Source organism: Polyangium sp. 6x1 (assembly GCF_029946515.1).
In the GTDB taxonomy this organism is placed as follows: Bacteria; Myxococcota_A; Polyangia; order Polyangiales; family Polyangiaceae; genus Polyangium.
In genome coordinates this window covers 539,716-558,784 of sequence record NZ_JARZHH010000001.1, presented here as the reverse complement: position 1 = coordinate 558,784, position 19,069 = coordinate 539,716, and the positions used below count along the sequence as shown (strand labels likewise).

Sequence of the window (19,069 nt, the reverse complement as noted above, 5' to 3'; positions counted from 1 at the left end):
TCGTCGAGCCGCGGCGACGTATTGCGGGGCGAGCATTCACCTGGTGGGAGATATGCAATCTCGATCCGTTTCATTCACGCGCGCGGCGCGCACGAGGCGCCGCGTCGCGACGATAGGCTGGTTTTGTCACGGCCTGATCCTCGCCGCGCTCGCAGGGTGTAGCAGCGAAGGGCGCAGCGCGGGCCCGCAGGAGACCGCGGGCGCGACGGCGCCGGCCCCGGCCGCGACAAACCCGACCGAGGCGATCGATCTCGACACCGTCATGCGGCGGACGCACTTCGGGTATCGCGCTGGGGGCGGGGTGTTCTCGGCAGGGCACGCGACGTACGCCGTCAAGGCGAGCCCCGAGGCGCTCACGGTGTGGCCGAGCGAGAGTGATCTCGTCGCGCCCGAGGAGGGCGCGACGGCGCCGTTCGTCGCGTCGCTCGAGAGCATCACCCGCGGCGGAAGGTCGATCGCGGAGGGGCGCTCCGGCAAGGCCGCCATCCGGCCCGACGCGAGCCTCGGCATCCAGCGCGGCGCCGTGATCGAGCACCTCGAGAACGACGAGGAGGGCGTCGAGCAGAGCTTCGAATTCGCCGAGCGCCCGGCGGGCGAGGGCGATCTCGAGGTCAAGATCGCCGTAACGGGCGAGGATTTCCTCGGCGAAACCGAGGGCGGCTTGCACTTCGCGGATCCCGTGACCGGGCTCGGCGTGCGTTACGGCGTGGCCACATGGATCGACGCGAAGGGCGTGCGCACGCACGTCGACGCGGACTTCGTGGACGGGCGCATCGTGCTGCGCGTGCCCGCGTCGGTGCTCGACGCGAGCGCGTATCCGGCGGTGCTCGATCCCGTGATCGGGCCCGAGATCGCGATCGACACGCCCGTATATGCCGCGGCGAACCGAGGCCAGTACGAGACGGTCGTTTCGTACGCGGGCGGGACCTTCCTCGTCGTCTGGATGGACGAGCGTTATCAGAGCACGGCGGACGTGTACGGCGTGCGCGTGTCGCAGGCCGGCACCGTGCTCGATACGTCGGGCATCCCGATCGCGGTCGCGAAGGGCAACCAATCGCAGCCGGTCGTGGCGACCAACGGCACGGACTGGATGGTCGCCTGGGTCGACAGCCGCAACAGCGCCGACGACATCTACGCCGCCCGCGTCACCGCGGCCGGTGTCGTGCAGGATCCGAACGGGATCGCGGTCACGAGCGGCGGCGGCAAGAGCCAACCGTCGATCGCGTTCGACGGCACGAACTACTTCGTCGTGCACACGCTCTCGAGCCAGATTCGCGGCAACTTCGTGGGGACGAACGGCACGGTGAACCCGTCGAACGTGGCCATCACGTCGCTGACGTACGTCGCGAACGACACGGCGGTCTCCTGGAACGGTACGAACTACCTCGTCGCGTACAACAGCTACACGGGGTCGACCTATTACCGCGTCGGCGCGCGACGTGTATCTCCGGCCGGCACCGTGCTCGACGCGAGTGACATCGTCGCCTGCAGCGGCTCGTCGATTTGCCCGTACTCGGAGTTCGGGATCGCGTCGGATGGGGTGAACTGGCTGCTCGCGTGGGACAACTACAGCAACGCGAACAACATCTACGGCCAGCGCATCTCGTCGGCCGGCGCGATCATGGACGCGGGGAACGGCTTCACCATCGGCAACGGCGTCCTCAACACCGATCCCGCGCAGGTCACCGTCACCTTCGCGGGCAACGGCTACGGCGTATTCTGGGACGATTCGAACCAGGCCTTCGGCGCTCGCGTGAGCTCGGGCGGGGCGGTGCTCATCGGGGCCACGCCGCTGACGAGCGAGATGGGCAGCCGTAGCTACGTCGGCGCGGCGCACGACGGGACGAACTTCTACGCGGCCTTCTACGACACGCGCGGGAACAACGCGAACAGCCCAGCCGACATCTACGGGCTGCGCCTGTCGAACGCGCTCGTCAAGATCGACGCAACGAGCACGCTGCTCTCCCGCGCGGCGAACGACGAGCGTACGCCGCGCGCCGCCTTCAACGGGACGAACTGGCTCGTCGTCTGGGAGGACGCGCGCCCGGGACTCACGAACGACATCTGGGGCGCGCGCCTCTCCAGCACGGGCGCCGTGCTCGATCCCGCGGGCTTCGCGATCTCGGAAGCGACGAACTCGCAGTACGTGCCCGTGGTCGCGGCGAACGGCGTCGACTGGCTCGTCGCCTGGCAGGACCGGCGCAATGGCAGCGGCAATGACGACATCTTCGCCACGCGTGTCTCCAGCACGGGCGCCGTGCTCGACGCCGGCGGCATCCCGGTGAACACGGCGGCCGGCAACCAGACGAACCCCGCCCTCGCCGCGGACGGGACGAACTGGCTCGTCACGTGGCGCGACGCGACGAGCGCGGAGATCTTCGCCGCGCGCGTCGCGCCGTCGTCGACCGTGCTCGATCCCGCGGGCGTCAAGGTCTCGACCGGCGGCGGGTCGCTGCCCGCGGTCGCGTACAACGGCACGAACTATCTCGTCGCCTGGACCAAGCCGACGAACGCGAACGACATCTTCGGCTCGCGCGTGACGCCCGCCGGCGTGGTCCTCGACCCGGGCGCGCTCGCGATCCCCGTCTCGGCCGTCGTGGGCTCGGCGGAGACGAACGCCGCGGTCGCGTCGAACGGGGTGGACTGGTTCGTCGCCTGGAACGACGACTCCAACGTGCGCGGCGCCCGCGTGAACGCCGCGGGTACGGTGCTCGACGTCGTCGGCATCAACGTGAGCAGCGCGGTGAACACCCAGAGCTTCCCCGCCACGGCCTGGGACGGCACGCAGTACTGGGTCGTCTGGCAGGACGATCGTACGACCCAGAACTATCAAGACATCTACGGCGCGCGCATCTCGAGCACCGGCACGAACAAGGATGCGAGCGGGTTCGTCGTGGCGAACGACGCGCTGCAGCACGAACTCCGGCCGCAGCTCGCGGCGGGCAAGCCGCAGGAGGTCCTCGCCGCGTACTACCGGTTCGACCCGCAGCAGCCCTACGGCTCGGATCGGGCCCGCGCGCGTGTCCTCTCGGACGTCTCGCCCGGCGCGAACGGCGCGGCGTGCTCGATCGGCGCGCAATGCGTGAGCGGCTTCTGCGCGGACGGCGTCTGCTGCGACGCGGCCTGCACGAGCACCTGCCAGGCGTGCACCGCGGCGAAGAAGGGCGCGGGCACCGACGGCGTCTGCGGACCGATCAAGATCGACACCGATCCCGACAACGAGTGCACCGACCAGGGCGCGAGCTCGTGCGGCACGAACGGGAGCTGCAACGGCGCGGCCGCGTGCAAGCTCTACGCCTCGGGCACGAGCTGCGGCTCGACCTGCAATGGCGGTTCGCTCCAGCCGCAGACCTGCGACGGCGCGGGGACGTGCGCGGCGAGTGGCATGCCGACGAGCTGCGCGCCGTACGCGTGCGGGGCGAACATGTGCAAGTCCTCGTGCACGACGGGCGCGGATTGCGCGTCCGGCTTCTCGTGCGTCAACAACGCGTGCGTCGGCCTGCTCGGCAATGGCGCGCAGTGCACGGCGAACTCCGATTGCCAGTCGGCGAACTGCGTCGACGGCGTCTGCTGCAACACGAGCTGCACGGGCACGTGCCAGGCGTGCTCGGCGGGCAAGAAGGGCGCGGGCGCGGACGGGACGTGCGGGCCGATCGTGGCCGGCGCGGATCCGGACAGCGACTGCTCGGCGGAGGCGGCCGCGACCTGCGGCAGGACGGGGCAATGCAATGGCGCCGGCGCTTGCCAGCTCCACGCGTCGGGCACGTCCTGCGGCAGCCCGCTTTGCCAGGGCACGGTGCTGAAGGGCCAGGTCTGCGACGGCGTGGGCACGTGCATCCCGTCCGCGGCGGGGCAGGACTGCGCGCCGTACGCGTGCTCGGGCGGCGCTTGCCAGGGCGCGTGCACGACGAGCGCCGATTGCGCGGCGGGCAACGCCTGCGTGATGGGCGCGTGCGTCCCGCCGCTCGCGAACGGCGCCGCGTGCATGATGAATGGCCAGTGCGCGTCGGGCTCCTGCGTCGACGGCGTCTGCTGCAACACGGCGTGCGGCGGCCTTTGCCAGGCGTGCACCGTGGCGAAGAAGGGCAGCGGCACGGACGGCGTGTGCGGGCCGATCGCCCTCGGCGTCGATCCCGACAACGAATGCGTGACGCAGGCGGCGTCGAGCTGCGGACAGACCGGCGTTTGCAATGGCTCGGGCGCGTGTCAGCTCCATCCGCAGGGCACCTCCTGCGGGGTGAGCACCTGCCAGGGCAGCACGGTCACGGGCCAGATCTGCAATGGGTCGGGTCAATGCGTGAACGACGCGATGGGGCAGGACTGCGCGCCGTACGTCTGCTCGGGCGGCACGTGCAAGAACCCCTGCACGAACAGTAACGAGTGCTTGCCGGGCAACGTCTGCACGGCGGGCGCTTGCAAGCCGGCGGGCTCGCCGGGCGCGCCTTGCTCGAACGTGTCGGAGTGCAGCTCTGGCTTCTGCGTGGACGGCGTCTGCTGCGACGCCGCGTGCAACGGCGGCTGCGTGGCTTGCTCCACGGCGAAGAAGGGCCAGGGCGCGGACGGCGAGTGCGGTCCGATCAAGAACGGCACGGATCCGGACAGCGAGTGCGCGGCCCAGGTGCCCTCGACCTGCGGCCAGAATGGCCAGTGCAACGGCAGTGGCGCTTGCGCGCTCTACGCGTCGGGCACGGAGTGCGCGGCGGGCAAGTGCATGGGGACCTCGCAGACGAACCCGTCCACGTGCGACGGCAATGGCACGTGCGCCGCAGGCACGGAGACCTCGTGCGTGCCCGGGTACGCGTGCGATGGGACGAAGTGCGCGACGAGCTGCACGAACGACAGCATGTGCGCCCCGGACTACGAGTGTGATCCGGTCATGGAATGGTGCGTGCCGGCCATGGGCGCTGGCGGAGGCGGCGGCGCGGGCGGAGCTGGTGGCAATGGCGGCGCCGGCGGCAATGGCGGCGCTGGCGGTGCGGGCGGCAATGGTGGCACGGGCGGCAACGGCGGCGCCGGTGGCAATGGCGGCAACGGCGGCAACGGCGGCGCCGGTGGTATGGGCGGCGGCGTTGGCGGCGCGGCGGGCGCGGGCGGCGGACAGACGACCAATGACGGCGGCTGCGGCTGCCGGACGGCGTCGGATTCGTCCACGGCCGGCGGCCTGGGCGCGCTGATCGTCGTGGCGGCCTTCGGGCTGCGTCGGCGTCGTCGCTCGGCCTGATTCTCTCCCTCTCGTTTTCCCTCCCCGCCGCGCCCTGACCGGGCGCGGCATCCCCCCCGAACCTTCGAGACGGATACCCCGCCCGACGCGGTCGTCGCGATCTTTTGTGCCCTCACGGGTAACATTAGGTAACATCCGACCACCTTGGGTAACGACACACCTCCCCGGCGGCCCCCGGCCTTGCTCACGACCCACGAGGTCGCGGCGCTGCTCCGTGTTCATCCGAAGCACGTCTACCGGCTCCTCAAGCGGGGGCTCCCCGCGCGCCGCGTCGGCGACGAGTGGCGTTACGACGAGGCCGAGGTGCTCGCGTGGAGCCGGGGCGATTCGGCCGTGGAGCCGGCGGAGGCGGCGCCCGAGGCCTCGCTCCCGCCCTTGCTCGCGGCGAACGGAGACCTCGCGATCGAGGTTTTATTCGACGAGGGGCGCGATCGATCCGCCCCGCTCGTGGGCTTCGTCCTCGCCGATCACGCCACCGGCCTCGTCCGGCTGGAGCGTGGCGCCGTGCTCGGCGCGGGTTGCCACGGGGATCATGTTCCCGCTTCGCTCGGCGGCGAGAAGCTCGCGTGGCTCCACCTCGCCGTGCGTGAGCTCGGGCTCGCGCATCGAAAAGGCCTGCGGCTGCGCAGGCTCTCCAGCATCGCGGGGCGCAGGCTCGCGTCGCGGCCGCGGACCGCGGGCATTCGCCACCATATCGACGAGGCCTTGTCCCGCGAAGGGATCGAGCCCGAGCGCGCCTATGCGCACGCCGAGGAATATCGATCCCACAGGGACGCGGTCATGGCCGTCGCGCGTGGGGACGCCGAGGTCGCGCTCGCGTCGCGCGCGTGGGCCGCGCACGCGGGGCTCGGGTTCACGCCGGTCGTGGCGGAGGCGTATGGCCTCGTCTTTCGCGCCGCGCACCTCGGCGATTCCCGCGTCCTCGCACTCTGCGAGCTCGTCCAGAGCGGGAAATATCGGGCTCGGCTCGCGCGCCACGCGGGCTACGACGCGACGAGCGCCGGGCATTTGCAGTTTGGAAGGAGCATCCCTTGAAACTGATCCGACAAACCATGCTTCTGGGGGCGCTCGCGGCGTTCCTCTCGCCGCGACCGGCCCTCGCCCTGGATTGCAGCGCTCTGCCAAACCCTGTCTACATTCAGAGCGGGGACACGCAGGAGCCGCTCCTCAAGGCGCTCGGCCAGAAGCTCCGCGCCTCGCAGGCGAGCCCGATGACGCTCATCTACAAGACGAGCGGCTCGTGCACGAACATCGACGCGATGTACAAGGGCACGAAGCTCACCACGAACCCGCTCTACATCCCGTCGGTTACCGAGGATCCGACGTGGGATCCGAGCAAGCCCGCGCCCCAGTGCACGATCGACCCGAATGGTGTCCCCCTCGATCTCGCCATCTCGGCGCTCTTCGTGAGCTCCTGTGATCCCTCGCCGCCGCCTTCCGGGATCGGCCTCTTTCAGGGGCCCGTGCAGCCCTATGTCTTCATCGTCCCGGAGGCGAGCTCGCAGCGCGCGATCACGGCGGAGGAGGCGTATTTCGTCTTCGGCTTCGGCGCGCAAGGGAAGGTCGAGCCCTGGACGGACGAGTCGCTTTATTTCATCCGCACGACGACAAAGAGCACGCTGCTCACGATGGCCGCGGCCATCGGCGTGCCGGGCGCGAAATGGAAAGGGGTGATGCTCGACAAATCGTCCGAGGTCCTGAACGGCGTCGCCACCTCGCCGAGCCCCGAGAAGACGATCGGTATCCTCGGCGCCGAGATCTACGACGGCAACCGGGACAAGGTCGAAGCGCTCGCGTTCCAGGCGTTCAAGCAGAAGCACGCCTATTACCCCGACTCCACGGCGACGTCCTTCGACAAACGCAACGTGCGGGACGGCCATTACACGATCTGGTCGCCCACCGTCTATCTCGCTCCAGTCGACGCACAGGGGACCGTGACAAACGCCCGCGTTCGGTACCTCGTCGACATGATCCTCTCGAAGACCGTCGCACCCGCGCCGGAGTTCGATCCGCTCGACGTCGTGATCTCGAAAGGCCTCGTCCCCGATTGCGCGATGACGGTCACGCGATCCTTCGAGGGAGGCGACCTCTCGCTCTACAGCCCGTCCGAGCCGTGCGGATGTTTCTTCGAGAGCCGCGTGGGACAACCCAGCGCGACGTGCAAGGCGTGTGGAGGGGATGGCGAGTGTGGCGCGGGCAAGTGCCGGCACGGCTTCTGCGAGGCGAAATGAACACGCGACATGGGATCAAGCTGCTTTTCGTCGTCGTCCTGCTCGCGGCCGCTTGCGGCGAGGAGAATCCGCCGGCAAACCCCGCGGGCAGCTCGTCGAGCAGCGGCGCGGGTGGGGGCGGCGGTGTGGGCGGAGCCGGCGGAGCTGGCGGGGGCGAGCCCGAATGTTTTACCACGCCCACGACCCACGTGGAGATCATCAACGCCTGCACCGACGCAGAGAAGGTGGACAAGGTCGTGAACCTGCCGCTCCTGAATGACGATGGCTCGTTGCCGCCGCTCCCTTGAGGGCACATCGCGGTGGTTCGTCGCGCTCGCGAGCTTGCTCGTCGCGAGCGTGACCGCGACCGCGCGGGCCGAGACCAAGCCGAAGCCGTCCGAGCCCCCCGTGCGCCTCCGCCTCTCGGGATACGTGCAGGCCGACGCCGTGGCGTACCGGCAATCGTCGCAGGATGAAATCAACCCCGCGACCGGCGCGCCACTCAACGAGGATCGATTCACGATCACGCGGGCGCGCCTTCGCGCCGAGGCGAGCGCGCACATCGTGAGCGGTGCGCTCGAGCTCGACGCGAACACCGTGGAGGGGCCTGTCGCGCGCCTCATCGAGGCCGAGATCTCGGCGCGCTGGCAAGGCGCGAACCCCGAGGCGCCGCCCTACGTCATGGCCACGCTCGGCCTCTTCAAGATTCCGTTTGGCGTCGAAGGACCGGAGCGCGAGCGAAGCCGCCTCTTCCTCGAACGCTCCACGACGAGCCGCGCGTTGTTTCCTGGCAACTACGACCTCGGGGCGCGCCTCTCCGGTGGTTATCGTATCTTTCGTTATGCCGTGGCCCTCATGAACGGCGAGCCCATCGGGCAGGTGTTTTTCCCGGCACGTGATCCGAACGGAGGCAAGGACGTCCTCGGCCGCATCGGCGTCGATACGAGGCCGCTCGCGAAGCTGCGCGTGCAGGGCGGTTTTTCCGCGCTCTCCGGCACGGGCTTGCATCGGGGCACGCCGAGCACGAAGGACGTGCTCGTGTGGCGTGACGAGAATGAAAATGGCCTCGTGGAGGGGACCGAGATCCGGGTGATCCCGGGGACCGCGGCCACGCCTTCCGAGAACTTCGACCGCTTCGCGCTTGGCGCCGATCTGCGGATCACGGCGAAGCTCCCGGTGGTCGGCGAGGCATGCCTCTTCGGTGAAATCGTGCGCGCGCAAAACCTCGATCGTGGTGTCGAACCCGCCGATCCCATCGGCGCGGGCCGAGATCTCCGCGAGCTCGGCTTTCACGTCGGGATCACGCAGGAGCTCGGGCGGTATGCGATGATCGGCGTGCGGTACGATCGGTACAACCCCGACCAGGACGCGAGCGAGCAACGCGGCAAGGACCTCGTGCCCCGCGACAGCACGTATTCCACGATCTCGATCGCCGCTGCGCTCCGGTACACGCCGCCGACGTGGACGTTTGCCCGGGAGAGCCCCCATCCCGCCTTGCGCGTCGTGCTCGAATACGATCATCGGAACAACGCGCTCGGCCGCACCGCGGGAGGGCTCCCGACCACGCTCGGGGACGACTCGTTCGCGATCCGCGGGGAGGTGTCGTTTTGAGGCGCTCGGCGCTCGTGCTCCTTTTTCCGGCGCTCACCGGTTGCGACGGCGTCCCCTCCGATCCCGGGCTCTTTGCGGACATGCGTGTCGCGCCCGGGGCGTACGTGGAGGGGCCGATGCCAGAAGAGAATGGCGGCCCCGGCGTCGTCGCCGTGGACCTCGGTACGAATGGCGTACGGGTCGGGCAGATCGACAAACCACTCAGGGGATCCCTCGAGCCGAAAGCAACGTCGGTCGCGCTCGGCCTCGCCGGGGATACGGGGTACTGGATCGTCCCCGCGGGCCTGCCGGACGTGCAATCGCCAGCCTTTCCCACGTTCGACGTCTCTCTCTCGTTTTCGCCCGACATGCGCGCGGGGGCGTACGAGCTCCTCGTACGCGCCGTCGACACGGATGACCACGTCGGCGTCGCGAGCCGTCATCCGCTCGAAGCCACAGCCATCCCTGCGCCCGCGGAAAACCTCGTCGTCTCGCTTCGCTGGGATCGCGAGGCCGACCTCGACCTGCACGTCGTCGATCCGCGCGGGGTCGAGATCTACAAGCGCAACATCAACTCGTACGAGCTGCCGCCGCCCGGGCAGCCGGTGGATCCCACGGCGTGGCAATCCGGCGCCATCCTCGATTTCGACTCGAATGCGGGATGCGTCATCGACGGCAGGCGCATGGAGAACGTCGTTTGGAAGGATGAGCCTCCGCCTGGCCATTACATCGTTCGTGTCGACACGTTCTCCCTCTGCGGCGAGGGATATGCGAACTGGTCGGTGGACGTGCTCCGGAGCGGCGTCTCCCTTGCGCGATCCTCGGGGCAGAGCGGGCCCACGGACGAGGCCATGCCGCACGACAGGGGAGCTGGCGTCCTCGCCGTGGAGTTCGACGTTCCGTGAGGCGCGGCGCGGCGTGCATGGCCGCGGTGCTGGCCGTGGGCTCGTTTGTCGCGGTGGCGCATTCCGACGAAGCACGACCCGCCGAGGTGACTGTCCGCGCGGCGCCACGCAAGCGGGATCCGGGGCGCGCGACCGTTCGCGCCGACGAGGCCCGGCGCGTGGCGGGGACCCGGGACGATGCGCTTCGAATCGTGGAGAGCTTGCCGGGCGTCGCGCGGGGCGGGTTTTTCGGAGGAGGGCTCGTCCTCTGGGGCGCCGCGCCGGGTGACAGCCGCGTCACCGTGGACGGCGTCGAGGTTCCGGCGCTCTATCACGGAAATGGCCTCCGCGGCGTGCTTCCCTCGGGCCTCGTGCAGACGATCGATCTCGCGCCCGGCGCATACGGCGCCGAGTATGGTCGCGCCCTCGGCGGCCTCGTCCGCGTGACCACGCGCGAGCTCCCGGCGGAGGGCAGTCACGGATCGATCGGCGCGGATTTCCTCGATGCCGCGGGCATGGTGAGCGTTGCCGTGGGCGATCGGGTGCGCGTCGCGGCCGCGGCGCGCGCGAGCCATTTCGATCGGCTCGTCTCCGCCGTGGCTCCGCCGAGCGTCCTCGACGTCGTGCCGATCCCGCGGTATCAGGATTATCAGCTCAAGGCCTCCCTCGCGCTCCGGGAGGACGAGGAAATCTCGGCCGTGCTCCTCGGCGCGGGGGACACGCTCACGCGCACGCAGCCGTCGTCCGATCCGGCGAACACCCGCACCGAATCGACCGAGACCTCCTTTCATCGTTTCTATTTACGTTACACGCGCGCTCTTCCGGACGGCGCGAATGTCGTCATCGTGCCATTTTTCGGGCGGGATCGTGATCGGCGGGACGCCTCGTTCGGCGGGGCGCCAGAGGCGCGGGACACGCTCACGTGGCGGTATGGGCTGCGTGCCTCGTATCGAGCCCCGATTTCGCCCGCCGTCGTCGTGACGGCCGGCGTGGACGCCCTCGCGTCTCGCGCGAGCCTGCTCCGCCAAGGGTCGCTCACGTTGCCCCCGAGGGAAGGGGACCTCTACGTCTTTGGTCAGCCGCCCGGGAGCGACGTCAATGCCGATGATTGGAATACGAACATCGTCGACGTCGGCCCTTTCCTCGTTGCCGAAGTGCGGCTCGGGCCCTTTCTCGTCGCGCCGGGGCTGCGCGCCGACCTTTTTCTCGTGGAGGGATCCCGGAGCACGCCGCGCATCGGACAAACCCCCGGCATCGGCTCGTCGCGGCTCTTGCCGGGGCTGGATCCTCGGCTCTCGGTAAGCATCTCCCCCGTGGAACACGTGACCATCTCCGCGAGCGGCGGTCTCTACCACCAGCCGCCGTCGGCCGAGGATCTCGGCCCCGTGTTTGGTACGCCAAACCTCACGCTCTCCCGCGCGGCGCATGCGAGCGCCGGCGCGTCCGTGCGATGGCCCGCGGGCCTCGACGTCGAGGTGACCGGCTTTTTCGTGGCCCAGGGCGATCTCGTGGTCCGCAGCCGCCTCCCCACCCCGAAGCTCGCCGCCGCCCTCACGCAGGACGGCGAGGGCGAGAGCCTCGGCGTGCAGGTCCTCGCGCGCAGGCAGCTCCGCAATGGGCTCTACGGCTGGATCGCCTACACGGCGAGCCGCAGCGAGCGACGTTCCGCGGGGGACGCGTCCTCTCGGCTCTTCGATCACGATCAGACGCACGTGCTCACGGCGACGGCGGGCTACGAATGGCGCGGATGGCACTTCGGTCTTCGATTCCGTCACGCCACCGGCGCGCCGCGCACGCCCGTCGTGGGCTCGTTCGACGACGTGACGACCGGCCGCTTCCAGCCGATCTTCGGCGCGCAAAACGGAACACGCCTCCCGAGCTTCCAGGCCCTCGACCTCCGCGTGCAGAAGGCGATCGCTGTGCGCCGCGCCTCGGTCGTCCTCTCCCTCGACATCACCAACGTGACGAACCAGGACAACCCCGAGGAGATTATGTACAACTACGATTTCAGCCGCAAGAGTTTCATCTCGGGATTGCCGGCGCTGGCCATTTTCGGGGCGAGGGTCGAGCTGTGAGGGGGCGCTTGTCGTGGGCAACGATGTTCCTCGTCGTCGCGGGGTGCCTCCCTGCCGAGTCGGAGCGGGAGTCGCTCGTTTCGGGCCCGCGAATCCTCGCGGTGCGCAGCGAGCCGCCCGAATCCATCCCAGGCGCGCCCGTCGTGTACGAGGCGCTCGTGGTGACGCCGGACGGCGATCTCCAGGGCGCCTCCGTGCAATGGGCCTTTTGCGCCGCGCCGAAGCCGCTCACCGAAAACGCATCGGTGAGCGCCGCGTGCCTCGGAGAGGCCGTGCGGCCGATCGTAGGCGCTTCCGTGAGCGTGACGGCGGCGACGCCGACCGATGCGTGTTCCCTCTTCGGCCCCGAGACGCCGCCCGGTGGTTTTCGCCCGAGGGATCCGGATGCGACGGGCGGGTTTTACCAGCCAGTCCGGGTGCAAGCCATGGAGCGCACCGCGTTCGTGCTGGAGCGGATCACGTGCAACTTGCCGAATGCGCCTCTCGACGTCGCAGTGGAGCTCGCACGGAGGCACGTGCCCAATCGAAATCCGAAGCTCCTCCCGCTGCGCGCGTTCGTGAACGGCGCGCCCGCGCCGCTCGACGCTTTGCCCGCGGGCGCAGACGTGCGGTTCGAGGTCGGCTGGGGCGCGGAAGACGCCGAGGTCTATCCTGCTTTCGACCCGAAAAAGCAAGCGATCGTGGAGCATCGCGAGGCGTTGCGGGTCTCCTGGTATGCGACCGCGGGGATGTTCGAGAGCGACGTGACGGGGCGGGCGGCGGAGGACATGGAGACGACCACCGCGAACGTATGGAGCGCGCCCGAGGCGCCTTCGCGGGTGTTCATGTGGCTCGTGCTCCGCGACGGGCGAGGCGGGACCGATTTCGCTGAGTATCTCCTCGACGTACGTTAGCGGGGCGATTCCTCGGGAGCCTTGTTACGGAGCAGAGCGAAAGGATCCGGCACGCCGCTCGGGCACTCCGATACGTTGAGCCGGACCTCCACGCCCATGTCCCGCGCGATACGCCGGACGCCCTGCACGCCGTCGATCAGATCGCGAAACACCACGGACAGGTGCCGAATTCCCCACTCCCCGCGGTGCCATGCAGGCTCGATCTGCGGGCGGTCGTCACCATCATCGCGCTTCGTCCAGGTGGCTAGCTCCTGCGAAAGCCGCGCCTCGAGCGCATCGAGTTTCTCGTTCCGGCCCGGATCGTCGTACCGGAGCCAGAACGTGAACTCGACCGCGAGCTCTTCGTGCGCGTGGTCGAGCTCCATCTGGACGCGTCCCCCTCGCGCATAAAAAAGCTCTCCAAGGGCGGCCGGCATCGTCAGCGTGTGCGTGCTGTGAAAGAGCACCTGCAGACCTGCGGCAACGACCTGGGGGGCGTCATCGTAATAGGGCCAATCATCGTTGCGACCTTGGCGGTCCCCCCGCAAGCCCTCGCGCTTCACCATTTCGTCGAGGGGGGAAGGGCCGTCGTCGACCCCGCCGGTACGCTCGAGCCACGCGGAATGCGCCGCGCTCACCTCGGCGAGCAAGCGCGCGACCTCCTCGGCCGTGGCCTCGTCCTTGAACGTACCCACCAGGGTGTAGCTGCCGCTGTTGTTGCTGGCGAATGCCTGGAAGAGGTAGATGCGCATCGAAGTCACCCTGTCATCGGTAATCGCCGCGGGGCGCCGTCGAGGCCATACCCCGGCGTCCGCGCGCAACCAGGATCGTGCGCCGGCGCGGCGAGCGCGGCCGCCTGGGTCTCCCAGACGCGGAGCACGTCCTCAGCGGTCTCCGCGGGGAAACGCAGGTGATGGAAGCTGCAAGGGCTCACCTGTTTTTCACTCGTGACCACGACGAATTCGCGGCCCGCGGGGCAGGGGCGCCCGCCGAAGAGGCGCGGCACGGCCGCCATGCGCTCGCCCCAGCACACGTCGAGCTTGAGCGTCGCGCGCCCCGCGAGCCCGCGCCCGAGCACGCGCGCGACGCGGGCGAGCTCCGACGCCTCGGCGGGATCGAGGTGCAAGGCGTGATCCGGGCCATTGTAGGAGAGGAGCAGGATGTCCCGACAACCCAATTCCACGAGGTCGAGGACGAACGCCGCGAGCCCCGGAAGGCGCGCGGGCGTCACGAGCCAGTTCACGCCGAAACGCACGCCGCTCCGGGCGAGCCGCAGAAGGATGGATTGGTGGTCGACGTCGTCGTAGACCGAGAGTCGAATTTGCCCCACGTGGGGCGCGAGCGCCGCGATCGTCGCGTCGTCGAGGCGCGTACCGTTGGTCGTCAAACTGACGGAGAGCCGCGTCTCCAGGTCGAGCCGCCGCACGAGCGCCGCGAATCCCTTGAACACGAGCGGCTCGCCGCCCCCGAACGCGACCTCCAGCACGCCTGCTCGATCGAGGTCGCGCAGGAGGACGAACGCCTCGTCCGCGGTCCAGGCGCTCCGCGCCGCGACGTCGCGCGAGCAGAACGTGCAGGAGAGATTGCAAGCGTTCGTGATCGAGAACTGCACGACGCGCGGCGCGCGCATGCGGAGATGCGCCGTCTCGGGCCCCTCGCATACGGCCGTGAGCCCCGTACGTCGATCGAAGCAAAGGAGCGCGCCGTCGAGCGCGAAACGCCGCATCGGCGCGAGCGCGCTCGGCAGCGGTATCTCGTCTTCGGGGCGCGGGGGCACGTCCGATAGGCTATCCGAACGCAGGCGCGAGGGGAAGGGGACCCGGACCCGTGATACGCGCGCTCGCTTCGGGTAAGCTCCGCCCCGCATGACGGCGCCCACGCACATCCTCGTCGCGAATCCGATGGCCCAGAGCGGGCGCAATGCGGCGCGCATCGACGTTGCATTGCGCCTGCTGCGCGGGGCCGGGCTCCCCGCCCGCCTCTTGCCGACCGAACCCGGCGGACGAACCGTGCAGGCGGTGCGGGATGCGCTCGCGGAGGAGCCTTGTCGATGCGTCATTGCCATGGGCGGTGATGGCACGTTTCGCGAGGTCGCCGAAGGGCTGCTCGAAAGCCCGCGCCGGGACTCGGTGGCGCTCGGAATGCTGCCCGCGGGGACCGCGAACAACCATGGAAGGAGCTTTGGGTTGCGCGCCGGGCAGGGCGCGCTCGCGCGGAACGTGCGCGTCCTCGCGGTCGGGCGGGAGACGCGGCTCGACGCGGGGAAGCTCCATGCGATGGACGGCGCGGGCAGGACGATCGCGCGCGCGACGTTCTTCGATTCGGTGGGATTTGGCATCGGCGCCGCGGTGATTGCCGCGCGCAACGTGGACCGCGATCGCGTTCGGCGGCTGGGGAGACCCTTGGCGCTTTATCGCGACGAACTCGTGTATGCGGGTGCTCTGGTCCGCACGCTCGCCTCGTCGCGGAGCACGGACGTCGATTTCGTTGCCGACGTCGTCGCCGATGGAGCCCGCTACGAGGCGCGCCTCACGGAGCTTTTGATTCGAGGGACGCGCGTCTATGCGGGCGGGTGGGTGGTGGATCCGACGTCGCGCCATGACGACGGCCTTTTCGAGGTGTTTGCCTTTCCCACGCGGCGCGATTGGCTCCGGCGCGCCACGTTCGGCCTCTCCGTCGGACCGCTCGCGCGCGCCGGGCTCGTCGCGCCGGCTGCGCCTCCGGGGACGCGGAGGGCTTCGCGGATCGATGTCCATTTCCACGTCCCCGAAGGCGGCGCGCCTCCGCCCTGCCAGCTCGACGGCGAAGAGTTCCCGCGCGCCGAGCGCGCTTCGATCGAGGTCATCGCCCGCGCCTTGCGGTTGATCGTTCCGGACGAATGATCCGTCGATCCGTTTGAGGACAAAACGTTTGACGCCGCTGCCCGATCGGGGAACGATGTCGTCGTGTCCAAGGGAGGAGGCGAGCAGACCCGACGTGCGTTCCTCGCGGCCGCGGCGGCCCTGCCGTTTTCCGCGCTGATCTCCGGCTGTCGCCGCGCGCCGTCCGCGGAGGACGCGGCCGAGGAACTGCCCGAGGTCCGCATGCCGCCGCCGCCCGTGCGCGGCGCCGGGCGGCATGCGGGCGCGCGGCTCCTGTATTACGCGGAGTCGGTCGGCATCGGCGCCGCCATCGACCGCGCGCTCGCGCGGCGGTTCGCGCGGGACACGGGCGCCCTCGTGGATGTCGTCCCGCGGCCGCGCGACGCGACCGAGACATATGCGAGTTACCTGCGCCTCTTTCAGGCGCGCTCCGCCGACGTGGACGTCCTCTCGCTCGACGTCGTGTGGCCCGGCATCTTCGCCCCGCATTTGCTCGACCTCGGCGCGGCGCTCGGGGGCCTTGCGGCGACGCACCTCGAAGCCGCGATCGAGAACGACACCGTGCACGGGCGGCTCGTGGCCATGCCCTACTTCACCGATTTCGGCATGCTTTATTATCGAAGTGATCTGCTCCCGAAATACGGATACGGCGCGCCCCCCGCGACGTGGGACGAGCTCGAAGAGATGGCGCGGACGATCCAAGGAGGCGAGCGCGCGCAGAGCCGCTCGTTCACGGGTTTCGTCTGGCAGGGCAAGGCGTACGAGGGGCTCACTTGTAATGCGCTCGAATGGATCCACTCGTATGGCGGCGGCGCGATCCTGAAGGACCGTGAACCCACGGTCGAGAACCCCCGGGCCGCGCAGGCCCTCGCTCGTTTCCACAGGTTCGTCGGGACGATCTCGCCGATCGGCGTGACGGGATACGAGGAGGAGGACGCGCGCAACGTGTTCCAGGGCGGAAACGCGGCCTTCATGCGCAACTGGCCGTACGCATTCGCGGCCGGCAACGCGAAGGGCTCGCGTATCGAAGGGCGCTTCGACGTCGCGCCGCTCCCGCACGAGCCCGGATACGAGAGCAGCGCGACCCTGGGCGGCTGGACCCTCGGCGTCTCGAAGTATTCGCGGTTTCCCGACGCGGCGATCGCCCTCGTCGGGTATCTCTGCTCGCCCGAGGTGCAGCGCTTCCGGGCGCTCGTCGGCGGATACATTCCCACGATCCCCGCGGTGCAGAGCGATCCGGACGTCGCGCGGGTGCTGCCATTCCTCGAACGCGTGCGGGGCGCGACGCTGGTCGCGAGGCCGTCGAACCAGGCGGGCGCGCGGTACAACGAGGTCTCGATTGCGTTTTACCAGGGCGTGAGCAAGGCGCTTTACGGGACGAACCCCGAGAAAGCGCTGGAGCAGATTGCTCGGCGAATCCGGCGTTCGCTGCGGTGAGGGAACACGGGATGAGCATGACGACGGGCGAGGCGGAGAAGCAGGAGGAGGTCGCGGGGATCCGCGCGAGGAGGCGCGCCAGGGTCGCGTGGGTGTTCCTTTCGCCTGCGCTCATCGTGACGGCGTTCGTGGCGCTCTACCCGCTCTGCGATACCCTGTATCTGAGCCTCACGAACACCCGCCTCGGCAGCGAGGAGCCTGCGCGGTTCGTGGGTTTGTCGAATTATGTCGAGCTCGCCCACGATGGGTTTTTCCTCGACGCATTGCTCCTCACCGTGCTCTTCGCCGTGATCACCGTGATGCTGGAGCTCGGCCTCGGCCTCGGCATCGCGCTCCTCCTCGATACGCGCTTCAAGGGACGCGGTGCCGTGCGCGCAGCGATGCTCGTCCCCTGGGCCATCCCTACGGCCGTGTCCACGCAGATGTGGAAATGGATGTACAACGACGTGTATGGCGTCTTCAACGACGTCCTCGTGAATCGGCTGGGCCTCGTCTCCGAGCCGATCGCCTTCGTCGCGGACCCGAGGACCTCGCTCCTCGCGGCCGTGCTCGTTGACGTCTGGAAGACGACGCCCTTCGTCGCATTGCTCCTGCTCGCCGGCCTGCAGCTCATCCCGCGCGAGCTTTACGAGGCCGCGCGCGTGGACGGCGCGACGCCCCTGCAAGCTTTCACGCGCATCACCCTGCCACTCCTCCGGCCCGCCCTCCTCGTCGCGCTCGTATTCCGGACACTCGACGCATTGCGTGTCTTCGACGTCTTTTACGTGATGTTCGGGAGCCGGCCCGACATGCAGACGCTGGCCACGTATGCCCACGAGATCCTCGTCAGCATCTCCGACGTGGGATACGGATCGGCGGTCTCGACCGCGATTTTCCTGGTGATCGCCGTCTTCATCGTGATCTACGTGGCGCTTTTCCAGCGGAGGGAGGCGTGAACGCCCGGGCCCTGGCGCGGCGAGCGGCTCTCGGGATCGCCGTGTTTTGCCTCGTCGTGTATCTCGTCTTCCCGTTCGGCTGGGCGCTCTTGTCCTCGTTCAAGACGAACGCCGAGCTGTTCTCGACGCCCGCGCGCTTCTGGCCCGAGCATCCCACGCTCGAACATTATCGTCAGGTCCTCGCGAACGACGATTTCCTCCACGCGGCGCTGAACAGCGTCCTCGTGGCGAGCTCCGTGACGCTCGTCTCCCTCGCCATAGGCGCGCTCGCGGCGTTCGCGCTCGGCCGGTTCCGATTCCGCGGCCGGAGCCTCGTGCTCTACGTGGTCCTCTCGATGACCCTGTTTCCTCAGATCGCCGTCCTCGGCGCGCTGTTCCAGCTCGTCAATGCGCTCGGCCTCTACAACCGGCTGCCGGCCCTCACGCTGACGTACCTCGTCTTCACGTTGCCGTTCACCATCTGGGTGCTCACCGGATTCCTCGAAGCCGTGCCCGTCGAGATCGAAGAGGCGGCGTACATGGACGGCGCATCTCCGCTCGAGCTCTTCACGAAAATCATGCTGCCGCTCGCGGCCCCCGGGATGGTCACGACCGGATTGCTCTCCTTCATCGCCGCATGGAACGAGCTCCTGTTCGCGCTCTCGTTCATGCAGACCCCGGACAAACGGACCGTGACCTATGCGATCCTCTCGTTTTCCGCGACGACGAGCTCGGCATTCGAGGTGCCCTGGGGGCAGATGATGGCCGCTTCCGTGCTGGTGACGACGCCGCTCGTCCTGCTCGCGCTCGTCTTCCAGAGGCGCATCCTCGCGGGGCTCATGGCGGGGGCCGTGAAGGGGTGAGCGGGCTCATCCGCTCCGCGCGGAAACGTGGGAACCGAACACGCTCGCGATCGCCAGGGTATCGATACACGACCAACGTCCGCACGGTATCCGGTGCCGCGTGAGGGGTCCGTTGCCGGCCTGCGTTCCTTGCTCGGGTCCG

General features: G+C 69.1%; 14 protein-coding genes. 12 read left to right on the top strand and 2 right to left on the bottom strand.

Annotated features, from left to right (window positions below):
- Positions 1 to 52: 52 nt before the first annotated feature.
- From QHF85_RS02190 to QHF85_RS02155, 8 genes are all read left to right on the top strand, one after another.
- Entirely contained in the window at positions 53 to 5,221 is a 5,169-nt protein-coding gene (locus QHF85_RS02190) for an MYXO-CTERM sorting domain-containing protein (protein ID WP_281325336.1), read from the top strand.
- A 144-nt stretch (positions 5,222 to 5,365) separates the two neighbouring features.
- Positions 5,366 to 6,256, top strand: coding sequence for a helix-turn-helix transcriptional regulator (locus QHF85_RS02185; RefSeq protein WP_281325335.1), 891 nt, complete (start codon positions 5,366 to 5,368; stop codon positions 6,254 to 6,256).
- Positions 6,253 to 7,452, top strand: a complete 1,200-nt coding sequence (locus QHF85_RS02180; RefSeq protein WP_281325334.1) for a hypothetical protein — start codon at positions 6,253 to 6,255, stop codon at positions 7,450 to 7,452. The genes QHF85_RS02185 and QHF85_RS02180 overlap by 4 nt, the downstream gene beginning before the upstream one ends.
- Positions 7,449 to 7,739 carry a hypothetical protein gene (locus QHF85_RS02175; RefSeq protein WP_281325333.1) on the top strand — a complete coding sequence of 97 codons (291 nt, stop codon included), beginning with the start codon at positions 7,449 to 7,451 and terminating at the stop codon, positions 7,737 to 7,739. Before QHF85_RS02180 ends, QHF85_RS02175 begins: the two co-directional genes overlap by 4 nt.
- A complete protein-coding gene (locus QHF85_RS02170) occupies positions 7,714 to 9,042 on the top strand; it encodes a hypothetical protein (protein WP_281325332.1) in 1,329 nt (442 codons plus the stop codon). Before QHF85_RS02175 ends, QHF85_RS02170 begins: the two co-directional genes overlap by 26 nt.
- Entirely contained in the window at positions 9,039 to 9,926 is an 888-nt protein-coding gene (locus tag QHF85_RS02165) for a hypothetical protein (protein ID WP_281325331.1), read from the top strand. Before QHF85_RS02170 ends, QHF85_RS02165 begins: the two co-directional genes overlap by 4 nt.
- Positions 9,923 to 11,980 (top strand): TonB-dependent receptor plug domain-containing protein, encoded by a 2,058-nt coding sequence (locus QHF85_RS02160; protein ID WP_281325330.1) that lies wholly within the window; start codon positions 9,923 to 9,925, stop codon positions 11,978 to 11,980. Before QHF85_RS02165 ends, QHF85_RS02160 begins: the two co-directional genes overlap by 4 nt.
- An 8-nt stretch (positions 11,981 to 11,988) precedes the next feature.
- Complete coding sequence (locus QHF85_RS02155; protein WP_281325329.1) at positions 11,989 to 12,873, top strand: hypothetical protein; 885 nt, start codon at positions 11,989 to 11,991, stop codon at positions 12,871 to 12,873.
- Here the strand turns inward: QHF85_RS02155 and QHF85_RS02150 are convergent.
- Together QHF85_RS02150 and QHF85_RS02145 are read right to left on the bottom strand one after the other, a co-directional pair.
- Positions 12,870 to 13,613 carry a hypothetical protein gene (locus tag QHF85_RS02150; protein WP_281325328.1) on the bottom strand — a complete coding sequence of 248 codons (744 nt, stop codon included), beginning with the start codon at positions 13,611 to 13,613 and terminating at the stop codon, positions 12,870 to 12,872. The two genes, QHF85_RS02155 and QHF85_RS02150, sit on opposite strands and share 4 nt — an antisense overlap.
- Positions 13,610 to 14,629, bottom strand: coding sequence for a radical SAM protein (locus QHF85_RS02145; RefSeq protein WP_281325327.1), 1,020 nt, complete (start codon positions 14,627 to 14,629; stop codon positions 13,610 to 13,612). Before QHF85_RS02145 ends, QHF85_RS02150 begins: the two co-directional genes overlap by 4 nt.
- 88 nt (positions 14,630 to 14,717) lie before the next feature.
- Between QHF85_RS02145 and QHF85_RS02140 the strand changes: the two genes are divergently transcribed.
- The 4 genes from QHF85_RS02140 to QHF85_RS02125 all read left to right on the top strand — a co-directional run bounded on the left by QHF85_RS02140 (position 14,718) and on the right by QHF85_RS02125 (position 18,927).
- Positions 14,718 to 15,734, top strand: coding sequence for a diacylglycerol kinase family protein (locus QHF85_RS02140; RefSeq protein WP_281325326.1), 1,017 nt, complete (start codon positions 14,718 to 14,720; stop codon positions 15,732 to 15,734).
- Between the two features lie 63 nt (positions 15,735 to 15,797).
- Positions 15,798 to 17,150, top strand: coding sequence for an ABC transporter substrate-binding protein (locus tag QHF85_RS02135; protein WP_281325325.1), 1,353 nt, complete (start codon positions 15,798 to 15,800; stop codon positions 17,148 to 17,150).
- 59 nt (positions 17,151 to 17,209) lie between these two features.
- Positions 17,210 to 18,085, top strand: coding sequence for a sugar ABC transporter permease (locus QHF85_RS02130; protein WP_348652712.1), 876 nt, complete (start codon positions 17,210 to 17,212; stop codon positions 18,083 to 18,085).
- Positions 18,082 to 18,927 (top strand): carbohydrate ABC transporter permease, encoded by an 846-nt coding sequence (locus QHF85_RS02125; RefSeq protein WP_281325323.1) that lies wholly within the window; start codon positions 18,082 to 18,084, stop codon positions 18,925 to 18,927. Before QHF85_RS02130 ends, QHF85_RS02125 begins: the two co-directional genes overlap by 4 nt.
- Positions 18,928 to 19,069: the final 142 nt, after the last annotated feature.

Coding starts and splice junctions, on each gene's coding strand:
- QHF85_RS02170 (WP_281325332.1), top strand. CDS start 7,714: ATGGCTCGTTGCCGCCGCTCCCTTGAGGGCACATCGCGGTGGTTCGTC.
- QHF85_RS02190 (WP_281325336.1), top strand. CDS start 53: ATGCAATCTCGATCCGTTTCATTCACGCGCGCGGCGCGCACGAGGCGC.
- QHF85_RS02140 (WP_281325326.1), top strand. CDS start 14,718: ATGACGGCGCCCACGCACATCCTCGTCGCGAATCCGATGGCCCAGAGC.
- QHF85_RS02175 (WP_281325333.1), top strand. CDS start 7,449: ATGAACACGCGACATGGGATCAAGCTGCTTTTCGTCGTCGTCCTGCTC.